This window comes from Phosphitispora fastidiosa (assembly GCF_019008365.1).
Taxonomy (GTDB): domain Bacteria; phylum Bacillota; class Thermincolia; order Thermincolales; family UBA2595; genus Phosphitispora; species Phosphitispora fastidiosa.
Window position 1 is genome coordinate 32,813 of sequence record NZ_JAHHUL010000009.1, and the last position, 26,632, is coordinate 59,444.

A 26,632-nucleotide genomic window follows, 5' to 3' on the forward strand; every position below is an offset into this window, starting at 1 on the left:
CATTAATGATTATTGATGTACACCAGGTGCAGTACACATACAGTGATGGCACTAAGGCTCTGGAGGGAGTGGAGATGGAAATTCCCAGGGGGCAGTTTACCATACTCCTGGGACCCAACGGGTCGGGGAAAACTACTTTTTTTAAGGTTATCACCGGATTGCTGAAACCTGAACTCGGTGAAATTAAAATTGAAGGCAGGCCCTTCCGGGAATTTTCCAGAGAAGAATTATACAAAAGGATAGGTTTTGTGTTTCAAGACCCTAATGACCAGCTATTTGCGCCAACTGTCGGGGATGATGTGGCTTTTGGTCCGATTAACCTGAAAATGACTTCCGATGAAGTCGGTCAAAGGGTCAGGGAATCTCTGGAGATGGTAGGAATACCGCATCTGATAAATAAACCTGTGCACTACCTGAGTTACGGTCAGAAAAAAAGGGCTGCAATAGCGGGAGTCCTGGCGATGAAGCCTGATATTATTATTCTTGATGAGCCTACTGCAGGACTTGATCCGGCAGGGGTCAGGGAAATAATGGAGTTACTGGTAAAACTCAATAAAAAAGAGGGAATTACAATTTTAATGGCGACACATGATGTTGATTTGGTACCCCTGTATGCTGATAGAATTTTTATCCTTCATATGGGGCATATCCTGCTGGCAGGGACACCCGCAGAGGTTTTCAGCCGGAAGGAAACTGTCAGAAGCGCCCAGCTGCGGCTTCCCAGAGTTGCCCACCTGGCAGAGATTCTGGCTAAACGGGACCATATGGCTGTTGGCGAACTGCCTCTGACTATCGGGGAGGCCAGGAAAATGATTCTTGCTAATGTAAACGGGGATGTGAATGCCTATGGGAGATGACAGAGAACTCCGCCCGGGGATTACCACCGGTGCGAGTGCGGCTGCGGCTGCCCAGGCTGCGGTGATAATGCTGTACCGGCACGAGGTAATCGAGACCGCCCAAATAATTAATCCACAGGGCAGGGTAATTACCGTACCCATTGAAAACGTTTTTCCGGAAAAAGAATATATAACTGCTGAAGTAATCAAGGACGCCGGTGATGACCCTGATGTGACCAATGGACTCAAAATACTGGTTAAGGCCGGTAAGAGCGCAACATCGGGAGTTTCTGTCACCGGGGGCCCCGGAGTAGGGATAGTTACCAAGCCCGGCCTTCAGATACCTGTGGGAGAAGCGGCTATTAATCCTGTACCGCGGCAGATGATTACAGAAGCGGTAAGTAAATTCATCCCCGCTGGTGCAGGGGTGATTATTGAAGTCAGTGTTCCCGGCGGCGCCGCGGCAGCCAGGAAAACCCTTAATCCCAAGCTGGGGATAGAAGGCGGCATTTCGATACTGGGCACAACTGGAATAGTTGAGCCGATGTCTGAAGATGCCTTCAAAAAATCACTGGTGCCCCAGATAAGCCAGGCCATGGCTTACGGGTATACAACCATCTGCCTGACACCTGGCAGGCTTGGCGAAAAGTGGGCTGCCGGAAAGCTGGGGATCCCGGCAGAGGCAGTTGTTCAAATGAGTAATTTTGTGGGATATATGTTAAAAGAGTCTGTCAGACTGGGAATCAAAAATGTTATCCTGATCGGGCATCACAGTAAGCTTGCCAAGGTTGCGGCAGGGTGTTTTCATACTCATAATAAGGTGTCTGATGCCAGGCTGGAAACCCTGGCCGCATATGCAGGCTTACAGGGAGCAGGCCCCCGGATTATCGGAAGTGTGCTGGAAGCCAATACCTCGGAAGAGGCCCTGGAGATACTCCGGAACAATGGCTTAATGCAGGTAATGGATATGGTTGCCGCCAGAGCGGCTGCCCGGGCTATGGAGCATGTATTCGGGGAACTCCGGGTAGGTGTGGTTCTTTTCACCATGGCAGGTGAGGTCCTGGCGGCTGATGCAAACGCCTTGGAGATTGGGAGGGAAATGAAGTGGCCAATTTAATACAGGTAATTGGGGTTGGCCCCGGCCACCCGGACTACATAACTCCCGAAGCCTCCCGACTGATAAATGAAGCTGATATCCTGGTAGGCGGAGAGCGCCTGCTGGAATTATATAAAGATACCGGCAAGGAGCTATATCCGGTAAAAAACAATTTACAGGAAATGGCCGGATATATCAGGGAGCGTTACCGACACCGCAGCATTGCTGTCCTGGCATCGGGAGACCCGGCTTTTTACGGTATTTTGGAGCACCTGAAAAGAAACTTTGCAGCATCTGAATTGAAGGTTTCACCAGGTATCAGTTCGGCCCAGCTGGCCTGTGCCAGACTGGGGATATCCTGGCATGACGCTGCTTTTCACAGTGTCCATGGGCGTGGGGCAGATGGGCTTGCAGACCTGGTCCGGGTACATCCCAAGGTAATTGTCCTCACCGACCCTTCAAGGACCCCCGCAGTTATTGCCGGGATGCTGGCAGCAGAAGGGATTAAAGGGAAAAAAATTTATGTGTGTGAAAATCTCTCCTATGCTGATGAGCATATCGGAGAGTTTACCATAGAAAATGTCCCCGGAGATGTGGGAACCTCCGGTTGTGTTGTGGTGATATGTGATGAATGACAGGAGATGGAAATATAAAACCGGCGGGATACCTGATGAACTGTTTCTCAGGGGGAAGGTCCCGATGACCAAGGCCGAAATAAGATGTGTCACCATTGCCAAAGCCAGGCTTAGTGACAGCCACCTGATTTGGGATATCGGGGCGGGCACAGGTTCAATTTCTATAGAGGCAGCCCTGACATCGGAAAAGGGAACTGTATATGCAGTTGAAAAAGAAGCCGAAGCTGTGTCACTTATCAGGAAAAACAGTGAATTGTTTGGAACGGGCAATGTTGCTGTAATCCAGGGAACGGCCCCGGAAGCCATCAGCGGGCTGCCGGCGCCTGACCGGGTTTTCATCGGTGGGAGCGGAGGAAACCTGCGGGAAATAATGGAGCAGGTTTTTGAGAAGCTGTCCCGGGGCGGGCGTGTGGTCATAAATGCGGTAGTTCTGGAAACCTTTATTGAGGCTGTTAAGATAATGCAGGACTATGGCTTTACCGGTGTTGATATCACCCAGGTCAGTGTTGCTAAAGCCGCTGACCTCGGCAGGATACATATGTTTAAGAGCCATAATCCGGTATTTATAATCAGTGGGGAAAAACCTTAGTCTGACTTTGGATCAAGAACCTTAGTCTGAATTTAGACCAAAATCAAGTGCAAAGGAGTCATAACATGAGTGGCAAAATCTATGGCATCGGAGTTGGCCCCGGCGACCCGGAACTGCTCACTTTAAAGGCTTACCGGGTTTTGAAGGAGGTTGATACCCTCTGTATTCCCAAATCCAGGACCGAAAAGGACAGCCTGGCTCTGTCAATTGTCAAAAGCATAGTTGAGCGGGATTTTGAAGTTGTCGAGCTCCTGTTTCCGATGACCCATGACAAGGAAGTCCTCAGGCAGCATTGGGACCTGGCTGCTTCCCAGATGGCTGAGAAGGCGCGGGAAGGCAAAAAGGCGGCCTTCATAACTATTGGCGATCCGATGTTTTACAGTACCTATGCCTATCTTCTGGAACGGTTTAAACGGAACTATCAGGATATCGAGATTGAGACGATACCGGGGATTACGGCTTTTGCCGCATGTTCATCAATAATCAATGAACCCCTCACAGAGGCTCATGAAAAGCTGGCAGTTATTCCGGCTGCTTATGGTATTGAGTCTATCAGAAAAGCCCTGGAAGACTATGATAATGTTGTCCTGATGAAAATTAACCGCCTGTATGATGAGGTTACCGGTCTGCTGAAAGAGACGGGTCTGTTGGGTAAGGCGGTATATATCAGCCGGGCCGGATATGCAGACCAGTTTTATACCACAGATATCGAAAGTATGATGGGTAAGGAAAAAGATTATATGTCAATAATGATTATCAGGAAGGCGGGGTGGAAAGGCCTGTGACACAAGTATATTTTATCGGAGCCGGGGCGGGGGACCCGGAACTGATTACATTAAAAGGAATTAAGGCCATTGAAAAAGCTGATATCGTAATATATGCCGGTTCTCTGGTAAATCCCGAGATACTCAAGTATGCCAGGGAAGGAGCTGAAGTACATAACAGCGCCTCCATGGATCTGGAAGAGGTACTTGAGGTGATGCAGCAGGGGGTTTCCCAGGGTAAACTGATTGCCCGGGTGCATACCGGTGACCCGGCCATTTATGGGGCTATCCAGGAACAGATGGATGCCTTGACTGGGATGGGTATATCCTTCGAAGTTATCCCGGGAGTCAGTTCTTTTCTGGCTGCCGCGGCTGCGCTCCGGCAGGAGTACACCCTGCCGGATGTGACCCAGACCGTGATTTTAACCCGTATGGAAGGACGCACCCCGGTGCCTGAAAAGGAAAAACTGGCCCAACTGGCCCGGCATGGCGCTACAATGTGTATATTCCTCAGTGTTCATGCAATTAGTGATGTGGTGGCCCAGCTTCGGGAGGGCTATGCGGAGGATACCCCCATTGCCGTAGTCCAGAAGGCTTCATGGCCGGATGAAAAAGTTGTCCGGGGGACTCTTGCCGATATCGCGGAAAAGGTCAGGGAAGCGGGGATTTCCAAGACCGCGATGATAGTAGTCAGTAATGTTTTTCGCGGCCAGTACGAAAAATCCAAGCTTTACGACCCGGGCTTTTCCCATGGCTACCGGGAGGGAAAGAGTTGAAAGTTGCAGTAGTTGCGGTAACCAGAGATGGTGCCGAACTGGCCCGGAAAATTGCCGGGCTGCTTGATGAGGCAGGCGAATATGAGACAGTCCTTTACCTTCCCGGCAGGTTTTCACTGCTGAGAATAACGGGTAAAAGACAGCCTTACCGTAAACCCCTTAAGGAGCTTTTTGGAGAGCTGTTTGGAAGGTATGACGGGATACTCTGTATCATGGCTCTGGGAATTGTTGTCCGCCTGTCAGCTCCGCACATCAGGGATAAAAGGTCAGACCCGGCAGTAGTGGTTATGGATGAACTGGGTAACAACGTTATCAGTGTCCTTTCCGGCCACCTGGGAGGGGCTAATGCACTAACACTGCAGACAGCACAACTGCTTGGCGCAAATCCCGTAATTACAACAGCAACCGATGTTCAGGGACTGCCGGCTATTGAGATGGTGGCGGCGGAGAACGGTCTTGTCGCCGAACCTTTAGACCTGGTTAAGACAATAAATGCAGCAATTGTCAATAAACAGCAGATTGTGATTTATACAGAGTTCCCGATAGATATAGCGCCAACCGAAAATATTACGGTAAGGGATTTCGCTGAATATTCACCATCACGCAGGGAAGAAAACCGGGTAGTCTTGGTGACTAACCGGGCAGCTGCAAGCTTCCCGGAGGGGACCCTCTTCCTGAGACCCCAGAATGTCTGCATAGGAATTGGCTGCCGGAAGGGTGTCAGCTCTGCCGAAGTCAGGCAGGCTATCCTGCAGGCTCTTGAGGAGACCGGTCGGGCTCTGACAGCGGTGAAATTACTTGCCAGTATAGATATTAAAAGTGAGGAACAGGGACTCCTGGAGGCAGCCGGTGAAATGGACCTGCCAACAGAATTTTACGGGAGGCCGGAGCTTCAGGAGGTTCACCGGGCTCGTGCCAGTGAACTGAGCTTTTCAGAATTTGTAGATCAAAAGATAGGAGTTGGTGGCGTATGCGAACCGGCGGCGATATTGGGCGCGGGGCAAGCTTCGGTGATACTGATGCCAAAAAAGAAGTTCGGGAAAGTGACCATCGCAATGGCAGAGGGAGATTGGCCGTTGTCGGAATAGGACCCGGAGACAGGGAGCAGATGAGCCTGAGGGCTTACAATGTGATTAAACAGGCAGAGGTCATCATAGGGTATAAGACATATATTGATCTGATTGGTGACCTTACAGAAGGAAAGGAAGTCATTTCTTCAGGAATGACCCGTGAAGTTGAGAGATGCCAACTGGCGATAGAAATGGCTGCTGCCGGAAGGTATGTCGTTATGATTAGCAGTGGTGATCCCGGCATTTACGGGATGGCAGGGATAACGCTGGAACTGGTGGAAAAACAGGAAATGGCTGACAGGTTTGATGTTGAGATTGTTCCTGGCATTACCAGCGCCAATGCGGCTGCTGCATCCTTGGGGGCTGCCCTGATGCATGACTTTACGGTTATCAGCTTAAGTGACCTGCTGACCCCGTGGGAACTGATTGAGAAAAGGCTGGAAGCAGCGGCTGCTGGTGATTTTGTAACCATTTTGTATAACCCCATGAGTAAAAAAAGGACTGAACAGATAAAGCAGGCCCGGGAGATATTCCTCAAATTCAGATCGCCGGCCACTCCAGTAGGTATTGTGCGTAATGCCAAGCGTTCCGGCGAAGATGTCACCAGGACCGACCTGGAGCACTTCCTGGAAAACCCTATTGATATGTTTACAGTTGTCCTGATAGGAAACAGCCAAACATACCATACCGATAATTTTATGATAACTCCGAGGGGATATGAAGTATGATTCTAATCCTGGAGGGATATGAGATATGATTCTGGTTCTGGGCGGCACCCTGGAAGGCCGTGGAATCGCCGCAGTTCTGGCAGCTGAAGGATTTAAGGTTGTGGCTACTGTTGTTTCGGGATATGGCGCTGAGGTAATCCCGCGTGATCTGCCTGTTGAGGTTCTTGTTACGCAGCTTGATGCAGTGGAACTGGAACGGCTGGTAGCTGAAAAAGGGATAAAACTAATTGTTGATGCGACTCATCCATATGCCCGGGTAATTACAGATACCGCTTGGGAGGTATCCCGAAAAAGAAACATTCCTTATATAAGGTTTGAGAGGCCGCCTGTTACCGAAGAGATCAGGGGAGATTCTGTTTTCCGGGCAGCCGGCTATGAAGAGGCGGCAGGACTTGCAGTAAGCAAAGGGAATACCGTTTTCCTGACCATCGGCAGCCGTAACCTGGAACCGTTTATCCGGGCCGGCAGGGCTAGCCGGAAGCGGATTATAGCCAGGGTTCTCCCAGATGCCGGGGTATTGCAGCAGTGTGCTGCACTGCAGATTCCTGCGAAGGACATTGTCGCCGTACAGGGGCCTTTCAGCCTGGAATTGAACCAGGCAATGTTCCGGGAGTACGGTGCAGAAGTCTTGGTAACCAAGGACAGCGGGCGCACCGGGGGAACCGATACAAAAATTGCAGCTGCCCTGGGCCTTGAAATTCCGGTTATCATTGTGGCTCGTCCCGATTACGGGGAGATTCCGGTAACCGGCAGGGTAGAAACGGTCCTGGAGAACGCCAGGAAATATGTCGGGTAGTAAATATTTTGTTGGAGGATAGAAAATGAAGACAGGTATCATTATTTTGGGACATGGCAGCAAGGCGCCCCAGGCTCTGGAACTGCTGAAAAAGTACGGAGAGATGGTTAAGTCTCAATCCACTTATGACATCGTGGAAATTGCCTCACTCCAGTTTAATCAGCCTGATCTGCCTGAGGCAATTAATCAAGCCGCAGGGGCCGGGGCAGATAAAATCATCGTTGTACCGTTTTTCCTTTATAAAGGCATTCATATGCAGGAAGACATTCCTAAAGTGCTCAGCCGGGAAAAGGAAAAGTATGACGGGCTGGAGATTGTTCTGGCCAATCACCTGGGAACAGACAACCGGCTTGTGGAAATCGTTATTGACAGAATTGAGGAGGTTTCATAGCGTGGAATTTATTAAAGACCCCAAGGCTATCGAAGATACCAGTATGGACATTATCGAACAAGCTGTGCCTTGGATCAGGGAGCTTTCTCAGGGAGAAAGGCAAATTGTCAGAAGGATAGTTCATACTACCGGGGACCCGGAAATTGCCGAACTGGTGAAGATACATCCTGATGCTGTTGCCTCAGGACTTCAGGCTATGAGGGAAGGGAAGACGATCTTTACCGATGTCCAGATGCTGCGTTCCGGTATCAGTCCGGTTAAGCTGGAACAGTTCGGTATTGAAACCATGTGCCTGATTAAGGATCCGGAAGTTGCTGCTGAAGCCAAACGGACCGGTAAAACCAGGGCTATGATAGCAATGGCCAAGGCTGCTCCGAAGCTTGATGGCGGAATCATTGCCATCGGGAATGCACCTACTGCACTCTTTGAGTTATGTGAGATGATCCAGAGGGGTGAACTGAGACCGGCCCTTGTAGTGGGAACTCCGGTGGGCTTTGTCGGCGCCAAGGAGTCCAAGGAAGTCCTTGTGGAAACCCCCGTTCCCTACATCACTGTCACCGGAACCAGGGGTGGCAGCACTATTGCGGTAGCTGCACTGAATGCGCTGCTTAAGCTTGCATGATAAAGAAACTAAAGAAACTATAAAGAAAATATAAAGAAACCAAAAAGAAACCAATAGGATGAGTTGCAGATGTCAAAATATAAATTAATAGCAGCAGACCTTGATGGGACACTGCTTGATGAGACCTATCGGATAATGCCGGAGCTTTTGGCAGCAATAGATGCTGCCAGGTCACTGGGAACGGAACTGGCTGTGGCTACCGGCAGGCTTTATCCCTCTGCACTGCCCTTTGCCAGGGAGCTGAAGGTTACCCTTCCTGTTATTGCTTCAAATGGGGCTGTGGTCAGAGACCCGGTCACAGATGAGCTGATATCACAGGTTACCCTTGACCGGGATTTGGCTATTGAGGCATTAAACCTGACTGAAAATGGCACGGCCCAGAGATTTGTAAATGTGCATGATGCCTTTTATACCGATGCGGCTGAAAAGGCATCACGTAAATATTCTGAGGCCCTGAAGATAAATTTTGTGAGAAGGGTTCCCCTGCGGGATGTGATAACAACTGACCCGATTATGGTGGTTATCCGGGACAGTGAGAGTGAAATTTCCCGCTTAACCCGCATCCTGGCCGAGCATTTCGGGGATAAGGTCTACATGGCCAATTCCAAGCCATTTTTTATTGACATTAACAATCCTGCGGCTTCCAAGGGCGCGGCCCTCAAAGACCTGTGCCACAGGCTTGACATAGCGCCTGAAGAGGTAATTGCTGTCGGTGACGGTTGGAATGACCGGGAAATGTTTCAGGCAGCAGGTCTGGGAGCGGCAGTCTCCAATGCCCCTGAATCTCTCAGAAAGCATGCGGACTATGTTTGTGAAAATCCTTCATTTCAGGGAGTGATAGAGGTCATCAGACGGTTTGTGTTGGAGGCTTAACCGGTTCTGAATTTCCCTGCAATGTGGTTCAAATTCACTGCAACTTCAAGCAACTCTTTGGACCGGACTGCGATATCGTTAGTTAATGTATTGATATTTTCGTTAACGGCTGATATGGTGTCGGCGATGTGCTGGTTTTCCCGGGAAACCTTGGCTACATCATTGAAAGTGACTGATACCTTATTACTTTCATTTAACATGTATTTTGCGGTTTCAGTATTATTTTCAGAAGCGGCGACAACCTCATCAACAGCAACTCTGAGCTCCTGATTGCCGGTTACCAACTTTGTAATGGAATCACAAATAGTATCTACCGCATCATAGGATTGCTGCACACTTCTTCTGATTTGTTCCAGTGATGAAAAGGCTTTATCAGTTGTAGCAACACCAGATTCCACAGCAGAATAACCCTTTTCCATAGCAAGATAGGCCCGGTCGATACCACCCTGTATCCCTGAGGTCAATTGACTGATTTCTTTACTGGCTGAAGCGGAACGGTCGGCCAGGTTTTTTATTTCTGCAGCCACTACGGCAAATCCCTGACCGTATTTTCCAGCGCGGGCGGCCTCAATGGAAGCGTTCAGGGTTAACAGATCTGTCTGGGAGGATATCTCTTCAATGGTATGACTCATATCAGCTATTACTGAGGAATAACTGCGCAGGTTGTTTATCTCTTCCAGAGTTTTGGTTACCAGCTGTTTTATTTCGGACATCTGGCTTTTGGTCTCCAATACAGCTTTGTGACCTTCCTTACCTTTGTATAAGGTTTCCTGAGCAGTATCTGTTAACTGTTGGGCAACTTTTTTTGTTATTTTCATTACCATATCAATATTGGCCATCAACTCATTAACCTTATCGGCTGTAACAGCTGTACTGACAATACAGCTATTAATTTTGCCTGTCAGTTCTTCCAGACTCCCCATGGATTTATCGATATTAAGCACTTGTTCCAGGCTGCCCCGAACTAATGATTCACTGATACCGGATACCTCCTGGGTGCTGGCAGCTGCCTGTTTTGCGGAATTAGAAAAGTTTTCACAAAGAGATGCAAGTTCATGGCTTCCTTTAACCATCTGAAGAACAGCGTCCTTGGTATTTTTGGCCATATCGGTTAATCCTTCTCCTAATTGCCCCACAATATCCGCACCATTTATGTCGATTGTTTCCGTCAGGTCTCCTTGCGCTATTTTTCTTGCCTGACTGGACATTACAGTAATAGGCTTTAACAGGGTCTTAAAAGCAATCAGGTAGTTTACTACCCCGACAATAAGGCCTGCCAGTAAACAGCCTATTATAAAAAATAGTTTACGTTCCGGTATCCAATTAACAAAGAAGCCTGCGTAAACCGGAAAAATAATCCCCATAACAATCCCTATGCCTACCATTTTCCAGAACATATTAGCCATTGTATTGGCAAAAAACTTATTTTTCGTCACAACCAAACGCCTCCAGAAGTAATTGGAGATATTCCCATTTTGTACTTCTTTCGACATTTATCTTCTTGTTCCTGCAATACTAAGCTTTTTGTTATTTGCAGGATTTAGCTCAGCGTCTGCGAACCCCCGGCGTCGGAGACATTATTGATTTCTGCACTTCAGGAGAATCGGCGTCTTCAGGCACGGCTGCAGGCTGCACACTGCCGGCTGCAGGATTAGTGGCGGCACCTTCAGAGGTGTTTCCGGCAGCAGGTACAGGAGCGGCGCTGCCGGTATTGACACTTGCAGAGGTATTATCAGTGTTGAGGTCAACTCCTGCCGGGACCAGGTATACCTTTCCGACCTCCTGGTAGAGGACTAGTTTCTGGGCAGCCGGTATTGAGGTTTCAATAACGGCAACGACCGGTTGCGCCTCTCTGCCCTTGCCATTGGGGGCATTGGTGTCGGCATTTTGAACTTCCCTGATCAGCAGGCCGGACAAAAGCCCGTCCTGATCTGGGCCGACAACCGTATTTTCAGGCCTGTTGCGGTTGTCTGAAGGGATGAAGACAAGGGCATTGACGATAACACCGGGTTTAATATTGCTTCCTGCAGACATGGCCTGGTCGGTCTTAACTCCCACCAGGATTTTTTTGTCTTTCAGGGCCAGGGCCTTTCCAAAAGGGTTGCTTTCCGCGTTGTTTATCCTGGATTTTCTGATAATATCACCCTGGCCTATCCCAAGGCTGCCGGAATACCATTCCTGTTCACCCAGAAAAGCCGGGTCTGTTACGGCATCATCGGGAACTGAAGAGATGACTGCCTCGGCGGTCTGGTATTTTCCAATCAGATTGTATGGGGGGATATCTTCAGCGGCAACCACCACATTAACCAGGCGGGTGTGTTTGTTTATATAGGCGCTGTTTACCAGGAAGGTTACGCCTGCCACAGTTACCCCGGTGAACAAGATGATTAGTACCTTCAGCCATTTTTTCAAGATTCTGACCTCCTGTATCTTTTTGTGTTTTACTTCATTGGTTGTCTCTGGAAATGACCGTGGCAGCTTAGACTCATAGGCGGCAGTGCGGAAAACCGGTACAACAACCCACCATATGCCATTCCCGGTCATTTCCAGGGACTACTTATATGTAGAGCGGTGGAACACAGTCTTTTTAACCCTGATGGGAATTCCGCCGGAATCAAAGAGCTTGGGTGAGATTACGGTTACCCTGGTTGAAACCTGTCCCTCCAGATAAGGTCTTGTCCCGGCATGATGCGGGTCGGTATCCTGGTTGACTGAGATTAGGAACTGGGTGTTTTTCAGAATATCATTTTCGAGATTTGTATCAAGGCCAAGGTTGTCACGGAAATAGGCTAAAGCAGTATCACGGGCAGAAACGGAATCAATATTAATTCGGCCCAGGTAAGCATCTTCCGGATTTATGCCGGCGGTTATGGCTGCATCCAGGGCCTGTTCAGTCACTTTGGCCAGTTTATCATAGGTGATATATACCATTCCCAGGTCCAGGATGATGATGCTGATAAGGAGTGCTCCCAGCATAGCCCATAGTGTTTTCATTCCGACACCTCCTACTGGCGCACATATTCCTGTGCCAGGCCGGTAAGTCTGATTCTGACAGGAACAATAAAGGCATGGTTGAGGGGTCTTAAGGAGCGCACTTCATAAGTTGTGGAGATATCCAGAGATACCTGGTCCCCTCTCTGGACCGGAGGTGACTGACTTTTGGGTGTGGCAAAATTCACATTCACCCGATTGGGCGGCAGGCCCAGTTTGTCCAGCATGTCATGAAAAAATGCCTGTGTGCCGCTATCCCAGCCGTTTTCTATTTTCATCAGGTTAATGGTCTCTGAGGCGGCTGTACGCATTTTCTGGGAAGTGGCATAGATGCCAAAGAAGTCAACTCCCATATAGAGAACCATGGCGACTATCAGCATGATAACAGGAAGGATCAGTGCCGATTCGCCTTTCTGGCTGCGAACCAGAGACCTCAGCCTGTTATACAATTGATTCAATCCTGGCTTGGACTGACGACCAAAATGGTCCGAGCCAGTCGGTAATAGCCCCATGCAGCACCACCACAATAGCCACAGTCAGCAGTGTGGCCAGGATCCAGCCAACCATACCCTCACCTTTTTCATTTGTCAAAAAATCCTTCAGGTATTGCCAAAATATCTGCCGATACATACACTATTCCTCCTTTGAAAATAAAATTTTATTTATTCGCAGGCTAACCCTGCTAATGTTCAGTTCCTTATAGTTCCTATTTCTGGTATAGCTCCGGAAATGACCGCAGCATGTGGTGAGATGTTGTACAAGATTTTCCTTGTACTGCCGCCGTTATGAGTCTGGCTGCAAAGCACCGGCAGCAAGGCAGGGAGTCCCCGCATGTCCGAAGATGGCGAAGGCCGCCGGGAAGTTTTGGCTCGCCAAAACGAGAGGCGGCCATCAGTGAGAAAAGCTTAATGAGCCATCGAGTTCGGGGACGCTGCCTTGTTGCCGGGGGCTGGCAGCTTAGACTCATAGGCGGCAGTGCGGAAAATTGGTACAATGCCTCACCATATGCGATTCCCGGTCATTTCCCGGAGCCCACCTAAATAATCCGGTTAATCTCACTGAACAGTTTCATAGTCGTTAGTCCAAATGCAACCATAGCATGAAAAATCATGATTGCCTTCAACAGAACTGTCTTTTCCGGTTTGCTTCTGGTAAGTTCCTCCAGGGCCAGTCTTCTTAAGTCTCTGATATCCTGCTCTATATGGATAAAGTAGTTTTCGGACTGTTCGTATCCGCTTTCGATACCTACCTTTACCGCAGCCACAAACTTGATCATTACAGGCATGCCAAAGGCAGCGGCAAACTCATCAAGGGCCAGTGCAGGTTTCATAATCTGCATATCATTGATGAGCTTGTCCAGGATGGCACTCAGGCGGGGACCAGAATTTTCCCGCACTGTTCTGAGGGCGGAGATGTAATCTTTTCCGCTGGCCAGACTAATGCGCATTTTATCAATAAGTTCGGGAATGTTTCTGACGATTTCATTCTGCCATTGACGGAAACGATGTTTTACTCTCTGGGCCTGACCTATAATGATAAGCACTACTCCTATGGGATAAAGCAGTATATATCCGGTAAACCCGGTCAACAGGGGAATGACCAGAAGCACGGAAGCAGCTAAAAGTGCGGTCAGGATGTGGTCTGCATAAACTCTCTCAGGTCTCTTTTTTTCTCCCATTAGAGTGAGCATTTTTTTCAGGTCATAGCCCAGGAGTTTCTCGATATCTGTGAACCTTTCTAATCCGGCTAAGAAATCAGTTATCCAGGTAATAATCCTGCCGTCTTTTTTTCTCTGCAGCTCGCGTTCACTCAGTACAATCTCACCGGCCTTGAGGATAGCCCGCCTGACTGTCCGATCACCGGCGGAGATGCGGGTGAGAAGGCTGGCGGTAAAAATGAACACCAGGACCGGCAGCAGATATGACCAGATGATTGCTATAGTTCTCACCTTCCTTTTATTTTTTTAAGATAGAATATCCTTTATATTAAAGCCTGCGTGTCGGCTCTGGAAATGACCGGAGCAGATGGTGAGGTGTTGTACAAGATTTTCCTTGCACTGCCGCCGTTATGAGTCTGGCTGCAAAGCACCGGCAGCAAGGCAGGGAGTCCCCGCATGTCCGAAGATGGCGAAGGCCGCCGGGAAGTTTTGGCTCGCCAAAACGAGAGGCGGCCATCAGTGAGAAAAGCTTAATGAGCCATCGAGTTCGGGGACGCTGCCTTGTTGCCGGGGGCTGGCAGCTTAGACTCATAGGCGGCAGTGCGGAAAATTGGTACAATGCCTCACTATATGCGATTCCCGGTCATTTCCGAGAGCCAGCATTCCCTACAGTTCGTCAAGCCTAAGGCTGAGATATTCTTCCCCTTTGATAAGGACAAACAGGGTAGACACCAGATAGGAAAACATCAGGATTTTACCGGGAACAGTATCCAGGTAAACATTAGCGTTTCCGGTATTCATAAAAGAGAGAATTGCCGGAAAGGCCCAGGATGCCAGGACAATATAAATGAGTTCTTTTTTCTTTTTGGCGCTGGTAATTTCCAGGATTTCTATTGCTTTGATGTCATTTTCAATGGCTTCTACGGCCTTTTCCATAGCCCGGAGGGCTTCAGAGGAATAGCCCTCATGATGGGCAATCAGAAGGGTTTCCACCACGATGTCAAATTTCCTGAAGGCAACCCGTGCCTTCAGATTTTCCAGCGCCTGCTGTATTCCCATTCCTACCCCGGCATCTTTGAGGAAATCGATTGCCAGAGTCTTCATAGGTTCGGAAACATCGTTTTGGAGTACCTCAAAGGCTCTGACAATACTATGGTGGTCCACAAGTCTGGCCGTGAGGATACGGCCAAAGTCCGGGATAGCTGTCAGCAGCGCAGTCTGCTGGCGCTTGCGATACCTGCGGATCATAAAACGCGGCAGGTAATATCCGGCCAGAATTCCGGCTAAAATTATCAGCGGATTTTTAAAAGCTGCGGAGAGCAGTACTCCGGTGGTAACCGCAAATATTACTATTCCCCAGAATTCCCGTGATGTAATATTCCAGCCTGCCGTGCCGGCATAAGCGCTGATGTTCTGGTATCCCATCAGGCGGTTCAGCCTGTGCCTGACATTCAATTTGTTGTCGTTACTTTTCTTTATAAAAAGCCAGTAAACCAGCCCTAGCCAGCATAGCGCCAAAACAGGCGGCAGTAGCAGCATATAATCACCTCCGAAAGGATTTTCTCTGCCGAGCTGCTTATCCTCATCAGGTTTGCGGGAGGCTCAGCCATTTAATAATATTACTTTCGGGAATCAGGTTGTTCCGCCATTTTCCGGCCAGGGTTGCTGAGATTACTCCTGTCCTTTGGTGCACTCCGGTCACCCGACCGCCTTTTTCACCGGTTTTTTGCCACTGGAAGAGCGGGTTGACTAACGGTTTTTTGGCGCCGTCATACCCGACCAGTTCACAGATCTCGGTAATTATTCTCTGGGTTCTGATTTTTTGCTGGAATATAATCAGGTCCACATTATCTGCCAGCTGAGCGGCGATAACGTCATCATTGTATCCGTCACCTGCCAGCTGGACAATCCTAATAGCGGCATGACGGGCTGAACTGCAGTGGATGGTCATGAAAAGGGCGTGCCCTGTGTTCATGGCTTCATGGGCCTGCCTGGCAGCATCGCTGAAGCGGACTTCACCGATGATTATTTTAAAAGGGCGCATGCGCAGGCTAACACCGGTCAGCTTTGCAATATCATACCTCCTGGAGGGCTTTTCATGGTGTTTGGTTTCCAGGGCCACTATATTCCGGTATTCCCTGTAAGCCCTTTTGTGACGCAGCATCATCTCAGGTGAGTCTTCTATGGTAATTATCCGTTCGTGCTGGTCCAGGTAGAGAGGCAGCCTGATCAGGGTAGTTGTTTTCCCGGAATTGGTGGAGCCGCCGATAATAATGTTACTTCCACCGGGAACGGCATCTCGTAAAAAGCTGATTATTTCCGGGCTCAGGGAACCGCTTTCAATCAAATGCTCATCTGTAAGGATGTCGGGGGAGAATTTCCGGATTGAAACGGCAGGTCCGTTGCTGGAAATACCTCCTTTGTCCCTGCCCAGGACGGCACAGATTCGAAAACCCTCAAACTGTGAGTCAATGTGAGGTTCGTTAGCGGTCAGGCTTTTGCCCATGGGCAGCAGCATTTTGTCAATTACCCGGTAGAGGTGGTCTTCATCCCTGAAGGCGAGGTCGGGACGGTACACTTCTTCACCGTCCATTTCCAGATAAATATCGAAGGGTCCATTTATTTCAATGTTAGATACTGATGGATCATCAAGGGCAACCTGTACCGGTCCGAGATAGACAATTTCATTTTGCAGCGCCTGGACCGTTTTTTCCAGGGGTATGCCCGGAATATGCAGATCGTTATTTTCCCTGATATAGTCTGCAATAATTAGCATTAATTCCTGACGGCTCTCCCGGGACATCAGTGATTTGGCGAAAAGATGTGAATGGCTTTCCCGGAGGTAGAACCTGACCTGGTCTGCGGTCTTGAAAAAAGCCTCCGCATAAGGGATATCATGCTCACCGGAGGGTTCCGGAGCGGGCGGCCTGTGTTCATAAGGCTTAAAAGGGACAAGGGTCATGTCGCGGCCACCTGCTTCCGATGCAGAACAGGGGAGGTTCCCGGCTTTTCCGATACAACAAGATCGGCTAGTTTGGCAACAGGAAGCACAGGACATTCCAGCACCTCGCTGATTTCCGCCAGATACCTGCTGTCTAAGGAAGATGCAACAAAGGTATTTGCAGCAATATCGTAACCTTCGATAAGCCGTTTTTTGTTTAAAAGTGTCCAGGCAATATCAGAGGGCCGCTCAACAACCAGAATAATTACGTCTGCCAGCCTGAGTGCATAGAAGGTCATTGGTGAGGCCAGTACTCCCTGACAGTCAAAAATGACAACCTGATACTCGTTTTTGCGGGCTTGGGTGACACAAAATTCGGGAAAATTCTGCAGTGTGTCGGGAGCGCTGATTTTATGCACCACGGGGTGATCCGGGAGGGCATAGGGATTTGCTCCCAGAAGAGCCAGGTTTTGCCCGGTGTGGATACAAAAATCTATGGGGCTGCTTCCATTCCGTTCATATTCCAGGAGAGCGGCGTCAACATGCCTGCTCCGGTCCATCAGGCCGGATTCGATAGCAAGATGAGGGATTCCCAGGCAGGGGAGTTCCACCAGAAATGTGCCTGTAAAGGCAGATATGCTTTTAGCAAGTGAAAGGCTGACGATTGAGGTATTGTTTCCTCCCGGGCTCCAGACAGCCAGGGTTTGTCTCCTGACTTCCGGAGGGGAAGATGGATGATTGCGGAAAAACAAGGATAAAACACCTCCAAAGGGTAAAAATATAAAAACAGTACAATAATGGTAAACCAGAAGGTATTTTTAATTATATACAATATATGGTAAAAAGCGTGTCGAAAGGTGTCATGGGTGATAAATAATTTTTAAAATTTTTAAAATAATTTTTACTAACAGGTTTTGAGATGCTAAAATATACTAAGCAGGGGTTTAGTTTGTCAGGAGGGATTTATAAGTGCTGTTGGTGATTTTAATTGCCTTTCCATTTGTTTTATTCCTCGGCGGCGCCTATGTTATGGATTATGCCATGCCGCTGGGGGTGCTTTATGCGCTTAATTTTGCCCTGATTTCGGTGGTATTATGGTCTGTAGCCAACCAAGTGACCAAAGTACATACCCAGAGGCTTGAAATTTCGGAAAGTAATTTGAAGCTTTCAAGGAAGCAGCTTTACTTCACTTTTCCGGCAATTAGGGTGACAGAATTGGAGATTCCTCTGGAGCTTGTAAGAGGAATCAGCCTGCAGTCGACCCGTGCCGGGTATCTGATGACTACGCGTTTTGCACAAGAGGATAAGATTATGGGGGTAGACTTTGATATCAATCCGCTAAGGGTGGTAAACCGTGATATTATTAACAGGGTTTTGGAGCTTGTTGAAGGTGTTAAAACAGATGATGTTACGCAAAATACTCTGCTGGAATATGACCAAAAATTATTGTCATGGAAGAGCAACTATATGTTGTCATTTTTTGTTATCGGTGTAGCCTTGGTTATTTTTTTCTTTATAAGTCTTTACCTGGGTATTAGCCGGTAACAGGGCATGGGGTGTTTGCTTGTGATGGTGACCAGGAAGTTAGTTGTTGAACAATTAGAAAAAGTGTTTGCAGGTAAGGCTTCCAGAGAGGATACCGGATGGTGGGCTTATGATCTGATGCTGGAAGAAGGGCTTGAATATGAACCGGGATATGGACGGCTGCTGGAAGATGTGCTCAGGTCGCTGCACTATTTTCACGATACCGAACCATATATGGTTCAGTTCTATCCCGAAACGGAAGAACTGCTTTATTATCTGAAATGTCTCCGGGGCGACGAATTTTACCAGAGGTCCAGGGTAGTTCACTGGCGGGTTTAGGGGAATTTGGCTGTAAAACATAATTTGTCAGGCGGTGACAGCAAATGAGGGCTTTTGATATCGGTCAGGTGATTTTTAAACTGCTTCATGAAACAGGCAGAACTGACGCAATTCAACTAACTCCCGGGCAGGTTATCAGCATTATGGTAAAAGAAGTCAGGGACGGCATGGCGGTGCTGTCTTATCAGGGCAAGGAGCTAATTGCCCGTCTGGAATCGGAAGTGCCGCCGGGGGTTAATATTAAGTGCCTGGTTGAGGGGGAGAAAAACGGGCGGATTGTCCTTAAACTGCTGGACAGCAGTCAGGGGAATGCTGAATTTCTAAGTAAGGTTCTTAGGGATTTGGGACTAAAAGTTAATGAAGCCAATATCCGTCTGGTTACTGAAATGATTAGGCAGGAAATGCCCCTGACCCCGGAAACTGTAAGGAAACTCGCGGCATTCTCAGGCTCGCAGGGTATTCCGGAAGGTGACATGAGGGTTCCTGTATTTATGCAGCAAAACGGGATACCGCTGAACCGGGAAATGTACCGGTTTACCAGGGAGCTGCTGACAGATATCAAGTTCCTGTCAGAGGAACTGCTGCAGATGTCAGTTTACAACCAGAAGCTGGCTGCAGGAACCGGTCCCGGGACCGGTTCGGGAACCCAACTTGCCAGGCTTGCCGAAGCCTTGCATCAGGTTCTCAGAAGTCTGATGTTAAATGCTGCAGACGGTCCGGAGACCATTGCGGCAAAGCTGGCTGATATATTTTCCCTTCAGGCCGGTCGTTCCGGAAATTCAGCCGGCAGCCGGCCGGGACCGGCGGAACTGCAGCATCTGCTGCCGCAGAATCAACCGGGCGCCGGTCAAAGCAGCGTTCAGCAACCGGGGACAGTGCAGTTGGGGACAGTGCAGCCGGGGACAGCACAAACCGGGGCAGCGCAGAGTGGCGCAGCACAGAGTGGAGCGTCACAGTCAGGCACGCTGCAGCCCGGGACGGCACAAGCTGAAACGGTGCAAAGCGGGACAACACAGTCAGGGACTGTCCACACAGGGGCGATTCCAGCAGGGACGGCACAGCCTCGGACGGCCCAAAGTGGAATGCCGCAGTCAGCGCCGGCCCAGGCAGAGACAACGCCAACTGGTATGCCGCAAAGTGCGGCACCACAGGGTGAAACGGCGTCAAGCGGAATAATGCCAAGCGCAACAATGCCAAGCAGTGCGGCGCCTGGCGGAACAACACAGATTGGAAAGGCGCCAAATGAGGCGGCAGGTCAAGGTGGGGTTCCGGGTGGACTGCCGGATTCAGGCACAGCAACAGAGCGCGTTTATACCCAGATACTGATGGCGCTAAGGGAGGCCGGGAATCAGGGGCAAAAAGCGCTGATTACATCACTGGCAGAAAAGATATCAGAGCTGTTAAGTGAAAAAGGCGGTCCTGAACATAGCGAATTCCTGCAGCTGACCAAGAGTATTACCGACAGGCTGGATTTTATCAGGGATTTTAATAGCAGGGTAGAGGTGAACAGGGATAATACCCTGCTGATGTATTCTACCATTAACTTTGAAGATAAACAGGAACCCCTGAGGCTGCTGGTCAACTACCGTTATGATAAGAAAAACCGGAAGAAGGATTTTACGTCGTGCAGGGTGGAAGTCAAGCTGAATACTCTTAGTATGGGGTTGGTCAGGTGTGAAATACAGGTTGCTGAAAGGAGCCTTACCCTTGGTTTTGTGACTCGGGATGAGCAATCCTGTAATACCATCGATAAGTTAAAAGGCATCCTGGCCAGGCGTTTAGAGGATATGAGCTATGCCGTAAGAATGCTTGACAGTGTGGTTGATAAGCAGGAACCCGACCTGTTTTTGCAGGATGATACCGATATGTCAGGGATGTTCCAGGTTAATCTGAGGGTTTGAAATTGATGGGAAGAGATTAAGCAGATGGCGGTAATCCTGAAAGGGGAAGGGATAATATGGAGAGGCCTAAAATGCCTGAAGACAAGGAGAAAAAGGCCATAGCGCTGGGATATGACAGGGAAACCATGAATGCGCCGCGCGTGTTGGCTGCCGGGCAGGGTTATATTGCCAGGAAAATAATGGAAATGGCGAAGGAGAATAATATCCCGGTGGAGCAGGACCCCGTTTTGGCTGAGGCTTTATCGTATCTGGACCCGGGTGAGGAGATACCGCCGGAACTATACCAGGTGGTTGCCGAGGTGCTTGCCTTTATAATGGAAGCAGATAAGAGATATAAAAAAGGCTGTTAATGCAACAGCCTTTTTGGTTTCTTAAATATCTTCTTCTTCCAGTATTTTAGACTCAGTCTTGATCGACTCCATTTGTTCCTCAAGGTCTTTTGCTGCTACCGATATCATTAGTTCCTTCACTTTTCCGGCCTGTTGAGCCTTTTCGATGGTTTCCCGGAAAACCTCCCCGTCTTGTTCTATGATAATGTTTCCGGCATCATCGGTGAGAGTTTTGGCCGCTCTTAGGCCCAGGATAGAATTTATTTCATCTTCGGACAGAGGATTTTCCGGTTCGTTTTTGATTACCTGCAGCCGGTCCATCCATTTTTCATATGAGTTTTTAAGGAAAGCCTTTTTCTCAGACAAAACCTCGCCTGTCTTGGAAATGAGTTCCTTGCCTTTACCGGTGCTATTTGCGGCAGCTCCTTTAATATTTTCACCGGCGGTTTTGGAAAGCTCCAGTGATTTACTGCGGGTTTTTTCCCATAATTTCTCAAAATCGTCTTTCCAGTGTTCCAGGTCGCCCTTCCACTGGCCGAGGTCGTCTTTCCACTGGTCAATATTATCAGTAAGACCGGGTTCTTCTTTTTGAATTGCTTCCGTGACATTGCTTACGGCAATGATGACATCTTTTCCAATGCTTTCAATACTGGAAGCGGGAATACTGGCGCGTCCCTTGAAGAGGGTTTTAATGGTTCCACCTGTAAGAATATATTTTTCGACTTTTCCGGTTGCGGTGTCAAAATAGAAATCATCAATTGTGCCGACTAGCTGGCCTTCTGGAGTGATAATACGCATGTTATACATATCGCACTCTTCGGCCAGTTTTTTCAGTGCCGGCAGGCTGTCAAGTGTCACTACCTGGCTGCTGCGCTCAATGGTAACGGCATAGTTTCCAAAGGATTTGACTGAGTCAAACTCAAGGACTTTTTCTCCCTTAAACCAGCCCTTAACACTCATAGAAAGGCCGGCCACAACACCACCGTCAGGGTTTACAATAACCCGCGCGATGCTGCCCAGTTCTTCGCCCTGCAGGGAGATAACGGGTCTGCCAATTAAATTCTGGGTCTTCATAAGCCCGGATATTTTTTCGCTCATAAGCTGACACCCCCTTTTTTCTTTATTTTACCATATGTCAAGGTTGTTTTAAACTGCCAATTACCAATGGCGTTTGCTAAAAAAAGCATCCCTTCCACATGGGAAGAGATGCTTTTGCCGGTAAATCAGGATATCGTTAGTGGGTCTCCACGTCCTTAGCTCCGTAATTACGCAGAACTCCGGCCGCAGATTCGATCTTGTTGTCATCAGTTTTAACGGCAGCGATAATATTACCTTCTTTGACTTTCCCTTCATAATACTTGCCGCGCTCTTCGGGAATTCCCCAGTCGGTCAGGCCGCCGGCGATGCCGCCTGTGGCAGCTCCGGAAAGCAGTCCTGCAATAGGACCGGCAGCAATGATGGGGCCAAGCCCGGGAATTGCCAGGGCGCCTGCTCCTATGGCCAGACCGGCTATACCGCCAAGAACTCCGCCGGTTGTGGTCCCGTCTGTGATGGAGTCACCGCCGAACATTTCCGAATTCCTGTCTGTACGGCCTCCACCGCCTTCGTCTTTGGCAACAATTGAGATCTCGTTTTCAAAACCCTTGTTCCTCAGGTCAGACACAGCTTTTTCAGCCTGATCCCGTGAATTGAACACACCAATAACTGTTTTAGACATCACGTTACCTCCTTGAACAGAAATAAACTACTCGTTTATTTTTTCACTTTATGTAATTTAATATGCAGGACCCTGCCGGCCCTGGCAATAAAAAAAATATTTATTTTTTTAGAAATTTTGTTATAATATTCATGTGTTTGTGTTTTGGGCTTCTCTGGGGCTTTTGGTGTCAGCAGCTAAGCCTGTTAATATTAAGGAGGCAAATTTAGATGGAACTGTGGTATACAGAAAAACAAACCGAAAATGTCGGGATAACCTGTAAGACTGAAAAAACTTTGCATGTTGAGCAGACAGAGTTTCAAAGCATGGCTGTTATTGATACCATGCAGTTTGGCAGAATGCTGGTTCTTGATGGAATGGTTCAGACAACAATAGAGGATGAGTTTGTATACCATGAAATGATAACACATGTTCCCCTGAATACTCATCCTAATCCTCAAAATGTCCTGGTAATCGGCGGAGGGGACGGTGGGGCTATAAGGGAAGTTGTCAAACACCCTTCTGTTAAAAAAGCAGTCCTGGTTGAAATTGACCGCAGGGTTGTTGAAATTTCCCGGGAGTTTTTTCCCGAAATCAGCTGTGGACTGGGTAATCCCAAGGTCTCAGTAATTTATGATGACGGGATTAAACATGTGGCTGACCATAAAGATTTCTATGACATCATTATAGTTGATTCAACTGAACCTGTGGGACCTGCTGTAGAGCTGTTTTCTTCTAGTTTTTATAAGTCAATATCCGAGTCACTCAGGGAGGACGGTCTCTTCGTGGCCCAGACTGAATCACCATTTTTTAATTCTGACCTTATCTCAGGCTGTTACCGGAAGATATCTGAAGTTTTCCCCATTACCAAGCTTTATTTAGCCAGTATACCCACTTATCCCAGCGGCCTGTGGTCATTTACAATGGGCTCCAAAAAATATGACCCGGAGGCGGTTGATGTTTTAGCTGTGCCTGATTACCCCACAAGGTATTACACCCCAAAGCTTCATAAGGGTTCTTTTGTGCTCCCGAAATTTGTGGAAGGGCTGATTAAGCCTTGACAAAGGGGACAGATTTAAGCTACTATAAAGGAAACTTATTATGTTTCATCTTAGCTTTCAAGTTAAAGTTATAAAAATTTTTAAACTTTAAATTCTTAGGCAAAAATTTCATTTGACTTCTGGATTAGGATTGTGTATACTTATTTTTGTCGGTGCGAAGAAATGGGCGATTAGCTCAGCTGGGAGAGCGCCTGCCTTACAAGCAGGATGTCGGCAGTTCGATCCTGTCATCGCCCACCATTAATTTGTTTCATATTTTGCGGAGCAGTGGTCTAGCTGGTCTAGGATGCCGGCCTGTCACGCCGGAGGTCGCGGGTTCGATTCCCGTCTGCTCCGCCATTTAAATTGCCACGGTAGCTCAGTTGGTAGAGCAGAGGACTGAAAATCCTCGTGTCGGCGGTTCGATTCCGTCCCGTGGCACCATATGTTCAAAATGTTTAATCCTGTGGATTTCCGCAGGATTTATTGTATGATTAGAGCGTTATTGTTATTTACACAATGCAGCTTTAACCTGCTCCGGCGGGCAGAAAATACCAGCAAAATCTGTTTGACAATGAGGTTTGTTTCTGTTAAAATTGTCTTTGTCGGCGGCACAAGGAAAAGGAAAAAGATAAATATTATGCGGAAGTAGCTCAGTGGTAGAGCATCGCCTTGCCAAGGCGAGGGTCGCGGGTTCGAATCCCGTCTTCCGCTCCATGAGACGTTGATGACACCTTTGTTGAAACAGGGGTGTTTTTTGTTTTAGGCAATAGCAGGGAACAGGCCCGACTCTTAATGAAGGGTTGGGCCTATATTATTTGACTAATTAAGTATAATATATAAGTGTACTAACGCCAGATAAAAGTTTGTGCAGGATATTTTCTGAAATGGAGACGCTGGAGGCGCTATGGAAATTTTCAGCAGTGATTCCCTTGATGTTTTAGAGAGACGTTATCTCATCAAAGATTCTTCTGGAAAAGTCATTGAGACTCCTGAAGGGATGCTTAAACGTGCCGCAAAATTTGCTGCACTTCCGGAAGAAAATCAGACATATTGGGAGGAACGTTTTTTTGAATTAATGTCAGGCCTGCGGTTTTTGCCCAACAGCCCAACTCTGGCTAATGCCGGCAAACCCAATGGGCAGATGGCGGCATGTTTTGTCCTGCCTGTGCCTGATTCTATTGAAGGTATATTTGAAACCATGAAAAGAGCCGCACTGATTCATAAAACCGGAGGCGGCACGGGCTTTTCTTTTTCCAATATACGTCCCAAAGATGATATTGTTTCTTCCACCGGTGGGGTGGCATCAGGCCCGGTTCCCTTTATCAGGGCATTTAACTCTGCCACAGATGCGGTCAAACAGGGAGGAATGCGCCGGGGGGCAAACATGGCCGTACTGGACTACTGGCATCCCGATATCCTGGAATTTATTAATATGAAGGAAGAGGAGGATGTCCTCACCAACTTCAACATTTCTATAGGTGTTGATAACAGGTTTATGGATCAGGTTGTGAATAGAGGAGATATTGACCAGATAAACCCGCGCACCGGCAAAGTGAACGGCAGAACCATACCGGCAGCCACGGTATTTGATGCGATGACTCGCGCTGCCTGGGCTAATGGTGAACCGGGAATACTGTTTTTTGACCATATAAATAAGGCCAATACCGTTCCCGGGTCTGGCCCGATGAAAGCCACCAATCCGTGTGGCGAACAGCCTCTGTTGAACTATGAAAGCTGCAACCTGGGGAGCCTTAACCTGACAGCCTTCCTTAATGAGGCGGGGGAGGGCTACCGAAGGATAAACTGGAGCCGGCTGGCCGAGGATACTGCTGCTGCAGTGCGTTTTCTGGATAATATTATTGATGTCAACAAATATATTTTCACCGAAATTGAAAGGGTTACCAAAGGTAACCGGAAAATAGGCCTTGGGGTGATGGGTTTTGCTGATTTGCTAATCGAACTCGGGATACCATATGCGTCTATGGAAGCGCTGGAACTCATAGAAACCCTGATGGGATTTATCAGGAAAAAAGCAATGGAGGCAAGCGCTGCGCTGGGCCGTGAGAAGGGGCCGTTCCCAAATATTGAAAAAAGTGTATACAAAGGTGAGACGGTTCGGAATGCGACTGTGACTACAATAGCGCCAACAGGGACGCTGTCAATGCTGGCCGGTACGTCCAGTGGAATAGAGCCCCTGTTCGGCCTCAGCTTTGTTAAGGAAGTTCTTGAAGGCAGGAAATTTTACGTTACCAGCAGAAGCTTTGAGGAGGCGGCCAGGAAGGGTGGTTTCTGGTCAGAGGACCTGGTTCAGGAGCTGGCCCATACAGGAAGCCTTGAAGGGATAAAGGGTATTCCTGAAGATGTGCGCAGGGTATTTGCCACTGCATTTGAGATATCTCCCCAATGGCATCTAAAGGTTCAGGCGGCTTTCCAGAAACATGTAGACAACGCGGTTTCCAAGACAATTAACTTCCCTGCTGGGGCAGCTATAGCAGATATCAGGTCGGCATATCTTATGGCCTGGAAATATGGGCTTAAAGGGCTGACCATATACCGGAACGGTTCCCGGTCAAATCAGGTACTGAAATTTGCCTCCAAAGACATGGAGAAAGGTACATTGCCTGCAGGGTGTTCTACCTGTCCGGAATAACATGTACTTATTTACCACCGATGCCATTCAATTTCAGTTATAACCTAGTTGACTTGATATTTTGTTTGTGTTAATATATTAGTTGTCACCGGGACAGATAGGACAAAAAAAGGTGATATTTTTACGAGGCGGCATGGCCAAGTGGCTAAGGCAGAGGACTGCAAATCCTTCATCCCCGGTTCGAATCCGGGTGCCGCCTCCAATTTATATTTAAAAATAAAGCATGCCCGAGTGGCGGAACTGGCAGACGCACAGGACTTAAAATCCTGCGGGGCTTAAACCCCGTACCGGTTCGACCCCGGTCTCGGGCACCACGATTATCAAGCCTTGAGGGGCTTTTTTTTACTTTCGGAGGAAAGCCTGAAATAGTGGATTGGTGATAAAT

The 26,632-nt window shown here is 48.4% G+C and carries 30 protein-coding genes and 6 tRNA genes; 25 read left to right on the forward strand and 11 right to left on the reverse strand.

The window, feature by feature from the left end; all coding sequences use genetic code 11:
* Nucleotides 1-5 precede the first annotated feature (5 nt).
* From Ga0451573_RS09735 to Ga0451573_RS09790, 12 genes are all read left to right on the forward strand, one after another.
* A complete protein-coding gene (locus Ga0451573_RS09735) occupies nucleotides 6-857 on the forward strand; it encodes an energy-coupling factor ABC transporter ATP-binding protein (protein ID WP_231683762.1) in 852 nt (283 codons plus the stop codon).
* Nucleotides 847-1,953 carry a cobalt-precorrin-5B (C(1))-methyltransferase CbiD gene (gene cbiD, locus Ga0451573_RS09740; RefSeq protein ID WP_231683763.1) on the forward strand — a complete coding sequence of 369 codons (1,107 nt, stop codon included), beginning with the start codon at nucleotides 847-849 and terminating at the stop codon, nucleotides 1,951-1,953. The genes Ga0451573_RS09735 and cbiD overlap by 11 nt, the downstream gene beginning before the upstream one ends.
* Nucleotides 1,941-2,567: a precorrin-6y C5,15-methyltransferase (decarboxylating) subunit CbiE gene (cbiE, locus tag Ga0451573_RS09745; RefSeq protein ID WP_231683765.1), complete on the forward strand. Its 627-nt coding sequence runs from the start codon at nucleotides 1,941-1,943 to the stop codon at nucleotides 2,565-2,567. The genes cbiD and cbiE overlap by 13 nt, the downstream gene beginning before the upstream one ends.
* A complete protein-coding gene (cbiT, locus tag Ga0451573_RS09750) occupies nucleotides 2,560-3,156 on the forward strand; it encodes a precorrin-6Y C5,15-methyltransferase (decarboxylating) subunit CbiT (protein WP_231683767.1) in 597 nt (198 codons plus the stop codon). The genes cbiE and cbiT overlap by 8 nt, the downstream gene beginning before the upstream one ends.
* Nucleotides 3,157-3,221: 65 nt before the next feature.
* Nucleotides 3,222-3,941 (forward strand): precorrin-2 C(20)-methyltransferase, encoded by a 720-nt coding sequence (gene cobI, locus Ga0451573_RS09755; RefSeq protein WP_231683769.1) that lies wholly within the window; start codon nucleotides 3,222-3,224, stop codon nucleotides 3,939-3,941.
* Entirely contained in the window at nucleotides 3,938-4,696 is a 759-nt protein-coding gene (cobM, locus tag Ga0451573_RS09760; protein ID WP_231683771.1) for a precorrin-4 C(11)-methyltransferase, read from the forward strand. The genes cobI and cobM overlap by 4 nt, the downstream gene beginning before the upstream one ends.
* On the forward strand, nucleotides 4,693-5,784 hold the full coding sequence (locus tag Ga0451573_RS09765; protein WP_231683772.1) for a cobalt-precorrin 5A hydrolase: 1,092 nt from the start codon (nucleotides 4,693-4,695) through the stop codon (nucleotides 5,782-5,784). The genes cobM and Ga0451573_RS09765 overlap by 4 nt, the downstream gene beginning before the upstream one ends.
* 20 nt (nucleotides 5,785-5,804) lie before the next feature.
* Nucleotides 5,805-6,494: a precorrin-3B C(17)-methyltransferase gene (gene cobJ, locus Ga0451573_RS09770; RefSeq protein ID WP_231683903.1), complete on the forward strand. Its 690-nt coding sequence runs from the start codon at nucleotides 5,805-5,807 to the stop codon at nucleotides 6,492-6,494.
* Nucleotides 6,495-6,519: 25 nt separating this feature from the next.
* Nucleotides 6,520-7,290 carry a precorrin-6A reductase gene (cobK, locus tag Ga0451573_RS09775; protein WP_231683774.1) on the forward strand — a complete coding sequence of 257 codons (771 nt, stop codon included), beginning with the start codon at nucleotides 6,520-6,522 and terminating at the stop codon, nucleotides 7,288-7,290.
* A 25-nt stretch (nucleotides 7,291-7,315) separates the two neighbouring features.
* Complete coding sequence (locus Ga0451573_RS09780) at nucleotides 7,316-7,681, forward strand: sirohydrochlorin chelatase (RefSeq protein WP_231683776.1); 366 nt, start codon at nucleotides 7,316-7,318, stop codon at nucleotides 7,679-7,681.
* Between the two features lies 1 nt (nucleotide 7,682).
* On the forward strand, nucleotides 7,683-8,303 hold the full coding sequence (locus Ga0451573_RS09785; protein WP_231683777.1) for a precorrin-8X methylmutase: 621 nt from the start codon (nucleotides 7,683-7,685) through the stop codon (nucleotides 8,301-8,303).
* A 69-nt stretch (nucleotides 8,304-8,372) separates the two neighbouring features.
* Nucleotides 8,373-9,176: an HAD family hydrolase gene (locus Ga0451573_RS09790; RefSeq protein WP_231683779.1), complete on the forward strand. Its 804-nt coding sequence runs from the start codon at nucleotides 8,373-8,375 to the stop codon at nucleotides 9,174-9,176.
* Here Ga0451573_RS09790 and Ga0451573_RS09795 read toward each other — a convergent pair.
* From Ga0451573_RS09795 to Ga0451573_RS09815, 5 genes are all read right to left on the reverse strand, one after another.
* Nucleotides 9,173-10,612: a methyl-accepting chemotaxis protein gene (locus Ga0451573_RS09795; protein ID WP_231683781.1), complete on the reverse strand. Its 1,440-nt coding sequence runs from the start codon at nucleotides 10,610-10,612 to the stop codon at nucleotides 9,173-9,175. The genes Ga0451573_RS09790 and Ga0451573_RS09795 overlap by 4 nt on opposite strands.
* 109 nt (nucleotides 10,613-10,721) lie before the next feature.
* Nucleotides 10,722-11,588 (reverse strand): CpaB family protein, encoded by an 867-nt coding sequence (locus Ga0451573_RS09800; protein ID WP_231683782.1) that lies wholly within the window; start codon nucleotides 11,586-11,588, stop codon nucleotides 10,722-10,724.
* 141 nt (nucleotides 11,589-11,729) lie between these two features.
* Nucleotides 11,730-12,170: a hypothetical protein gene (locus tag Ga0451573_RS09805; RefSeq protein WP_231683784.1), complete on the reverse strand. Its 441-nt coding sequence runs from the start codon at nucleotides 12,168-12,170 to the stop codon at nucleotides 11,730-11,732.
* Between the two features lie 11 nt (nucleotides 12,171-12,181).
* A complete protein-coding gene (locus tag Ga0451573_RS09810; protein ID WP_231683790.1) occupies nucleotides 12,182-12,616 on the reverse strand; it encodes a DUF4320 family protein in 435 nt (144 codons plus the stop codon).
* Nucleotides 12,609-12,797 (reverse strand): hypothetical protein, encoded by a 189-nt coding sequence (locus Ga0451573_RS09815; RefSeq protein ID WP_231683792.1) that lies wholly within the window; start codon nucleotides 12,795-12,797, stop codon nucleotides 12,609-12,611. Before Ga0451573_RS09815 ends, Ga0451573_RS09810 begins: the two co-directional genes overlap by 8 nt.
* Nucleotides 12,798-13,075: 278 nt before the next feature.
* Here Ga0451573_RS09815 and Ga0451573_RS19795 point away from each other — a divergent pair, with 278 nt between their 5' ends.
* Nucleotides 13,076-13,207 carry a hypothetical protein gene (locus Ga0451573_RS19795; protein WP_269438202.1) on the forward strand — a complete coding sequence of 44 codons (132 nt, stop codon included), beginning with the start codon at nucleotides 13,076-13,078 and terminating at the stop codon, nucleotides 13,205-13,207.
* On the opposite strand, the gene Ga0451573_RS09820 is transcribed toward Ga0451573_RS19795, so the two are convergent.
* From Ga0451573_RS09820 to Ga0451573_RS09835, 4 genes are all read right to left on the reverse strand, one after another.
* Nucleotides 13,204-14,115: a hypothetical protein gene (locus tag Ga0451573_RS09820; protein ID WP_231683793.1), complete on the reverse strand. Its 912-nt coding sequence runs from the start codon at nucleotides 14,113-14,115 to the stop codon at nucleotides 13,204-13,206. The two genes, Ga0451573_RS19795 and Ga0451573_RS09820, sit on opposite strands and share 4 nt — an antisense overlap.
* Nucleotides 14,116-14,490: 375 nt before the next feature.
* Nucleotides 14,491-15,363: a type II secretion system F family protein gene (locus Ga0451573_RS09825; protein ID WP_231683794.1), complete on the reverse strand. Its 873-nt coding sequence runs from the start codon at nucleotides 15,361-15,363 to the stop codon at nucleotides 14,491-14,493.
* A gap of 46 nt (nucleotides 15,364-15,409) precedes the next feature.
* Nucleotides 15,410-16,786 carry a TadA family conjugal transfer-associated ATPase gene (locus tag Ga0451573_RS09830; RefSeq protein ID WP_231683795.1) on the reverse strand — a complete coding sequence of 459 codons (1,377 nt, stop codon included), beginning with the start codon at nucleotides 16,784-16,786 and terminating at the stop codon, nucleotides 15,410-15,412.
* A complete protein-coding gene (locus tag Ga0451573_RS09835) occupies nucleotides 16,783-17,517 on the reverse strand; it encodes a hypothetical protein (protein ID WP_231683796.1) in 735 nt (244 codons plus the stop codon). Before Ga0451573_RS09835 ends, Ga0451573_RS09830 begins: the two co-directional genes overlap by 4 nt.
* 217 nt (nucleotides 17,518-17,734) lie before the next feature.
* On the opposite strand from Ga0451573_RS09835, the gene Ga0451573_RS09840 reads away from it, so the two are divergent.
* From Ga0451573_RS09840 to Ga0451573_RS09855, 4 genes are read left to right on the forward strand one after another with little or no spacing between them, the layout of a single operon-like run.
* The gene (locus Ga0451573_RS09840; protein ID WP_231683797.1) at nucleotides 17,735-18,310 is read left to right on the forward strand and encodes a hypothetical protein; all 576 of its coding nucleotides are present in this window, start codon (nucleotides 17,735-17,737) and stop codon (nucleotides 18,308-18,310) included.
* Between the two features lie 21 nt (nucleotides 18,311-18,331).
* Complete coding sequence (locus Ga0451573_RS09845; RefSeq protein WP_231683798.1) at nucleotides 18,332-18,628, forward strand: hypothetical protein; 297 nt, start codon at nucleotides 18,332-18,334, stop codon at nucleotides 18,626-18,628.
* Between the two features lie 44 nt (nucleotides 18,629-18,672).
* Nucleotides 18,673-20,529 (forward strand): hypothetical protein, encoded by a 1,857-nt coding sequence (locus Ga0451573_RS09850; protein WP_231683799.1) that lies wholly within the window; start codon nucleotides 18,673-18,675, stop codon nucleotides 20,527-20,529.
* Nucleotides 20,530-20,585: 56 nt separating this feature from the next.
* Nucleotides 20,586-20,879 carry an EscU/YscU/HrcU family type III secretion system export apparatus switch protein gene (locus Ga0451573_RS09855; RefSeq protein WP_231683800.1) on the forward strand — a complete coding sequence of 98 codons (294 nt, stop codon included), beginning with the start codon at nucleotides 20,586-20,588 and terminating at the stop codon, nucleotides 20,877-20,879.
* Between the two features lie 21 nt (nucleotides 20,880-20,900).
* Here the strand turns inward: Ga0451573_RS09855 and Ga0451573_RS09860 are convergent, their stop codons facing one another.
* Nucleotides 20,901-21,956, reverse strand: coding sequence for a PRC-barrel domain-containing protein (locus Ga0451573_RS09860; protein WP_231683801.1), 1,056 nt, complete (start codon nucleotides 21,954-21,956; stop codon nucleotides 20,901-20,903).
* A 136-nt stretch (nucleotides 21,957-22,092) separates the two neighbouring features.
* Nucleotides 22,093-22,575, reverse strand: a complete 483-nt coding sequence (locus Ga0451573_RS09865; RefSeq protein WP_231683802.1) for a general stress protein — start codon at nucleotides 22,573-22,575, stop codon at nucleotides 22,093-22,095.
* Between the two features lie 209 nt (nucleotides 22,576-22,784).
* Here Ga0451573_RS09865 and speE point away from each other — a divergent pair, with 209 nt between their 5' ends.
* The 8 genes from speE (at nucleotide 22,785) to Ga0451573_RS09905 (ending at nucleotide 26,561) form a co-directional block, all read left to right on the forward strand.
* Nucleotides 22,785-23,615 (forward strand): polyamine aminopropyltransferase, encoded by an 831-nt coding sequence (gene speE, locus Ga0451573_RS09870; RefSeq protein ID WP_231683804.1) that lies wholly within the window; start codon nucleotides 22,785-22,787, stop codon nucleotides 23,613-23,615.
* Nucleotides 23,616-23,779: 164 nt separating this feature from the next.
* Nucleotides 23,780-23,855: transfer RNA gene (locus Ga0451573_RS09875), tRNA-Val, on the forward strand.
* Nucleotides 23,856-23,876: 21 nt separating this feature from the next.
* Nucleotides 23,877-23,954: transfer RNA gene (locus tag Ga0451573_RS09880), tRNA-Asp, on the forward strand.
* An 8-nt stretch (nucleotides 23,955-23,962) separates the two neighbouring features.
* Nucleotides 23,963-24,038 (forward strand) — tRNA-Phe (locus Ga0451573_RS09885).
* 198 nt (nucleotides 24,039-24,236) lie between these two features.
* A tRNA-Gly gene (locus tag Ga0451573_RS09890) sits at nucleotides 24,237-24,311 on the forward strand.
* 190 nt (nucleotides 24,312-24,501) lie between these two features.
* The gene (locus Ga0451573_RS09895; protein ID WP_231683805.1) at nucleotides 24,502-26,247 is read left to right on the forward strand and encodes an adenosylcobalamin-dependent ribonucleoside-diphosphate reductase; all 1,746 of its coding nucleotides are present in this window, start codon (nucleotides 24,502-24,504) and stop codon (nucleotides 26,245-26,247) included.
* Nucleotides 26,248-26,374: 127 nt separating this feature from the next.
* Nucleotides 26,375-26,449, forward strand: a tRNA-Cys gene (locus tag Ga0451573_RS09900).
* 23 nt (nucleotides 26,450-26,472) lie between these two features.
* Nucleotides 26,473-26,561 (forward strand) — tRNA-Leu (locus Ga0451573_RS09905).
* Nucleotides 26,562-26,632: the final 71 nt, after the last annotated feature.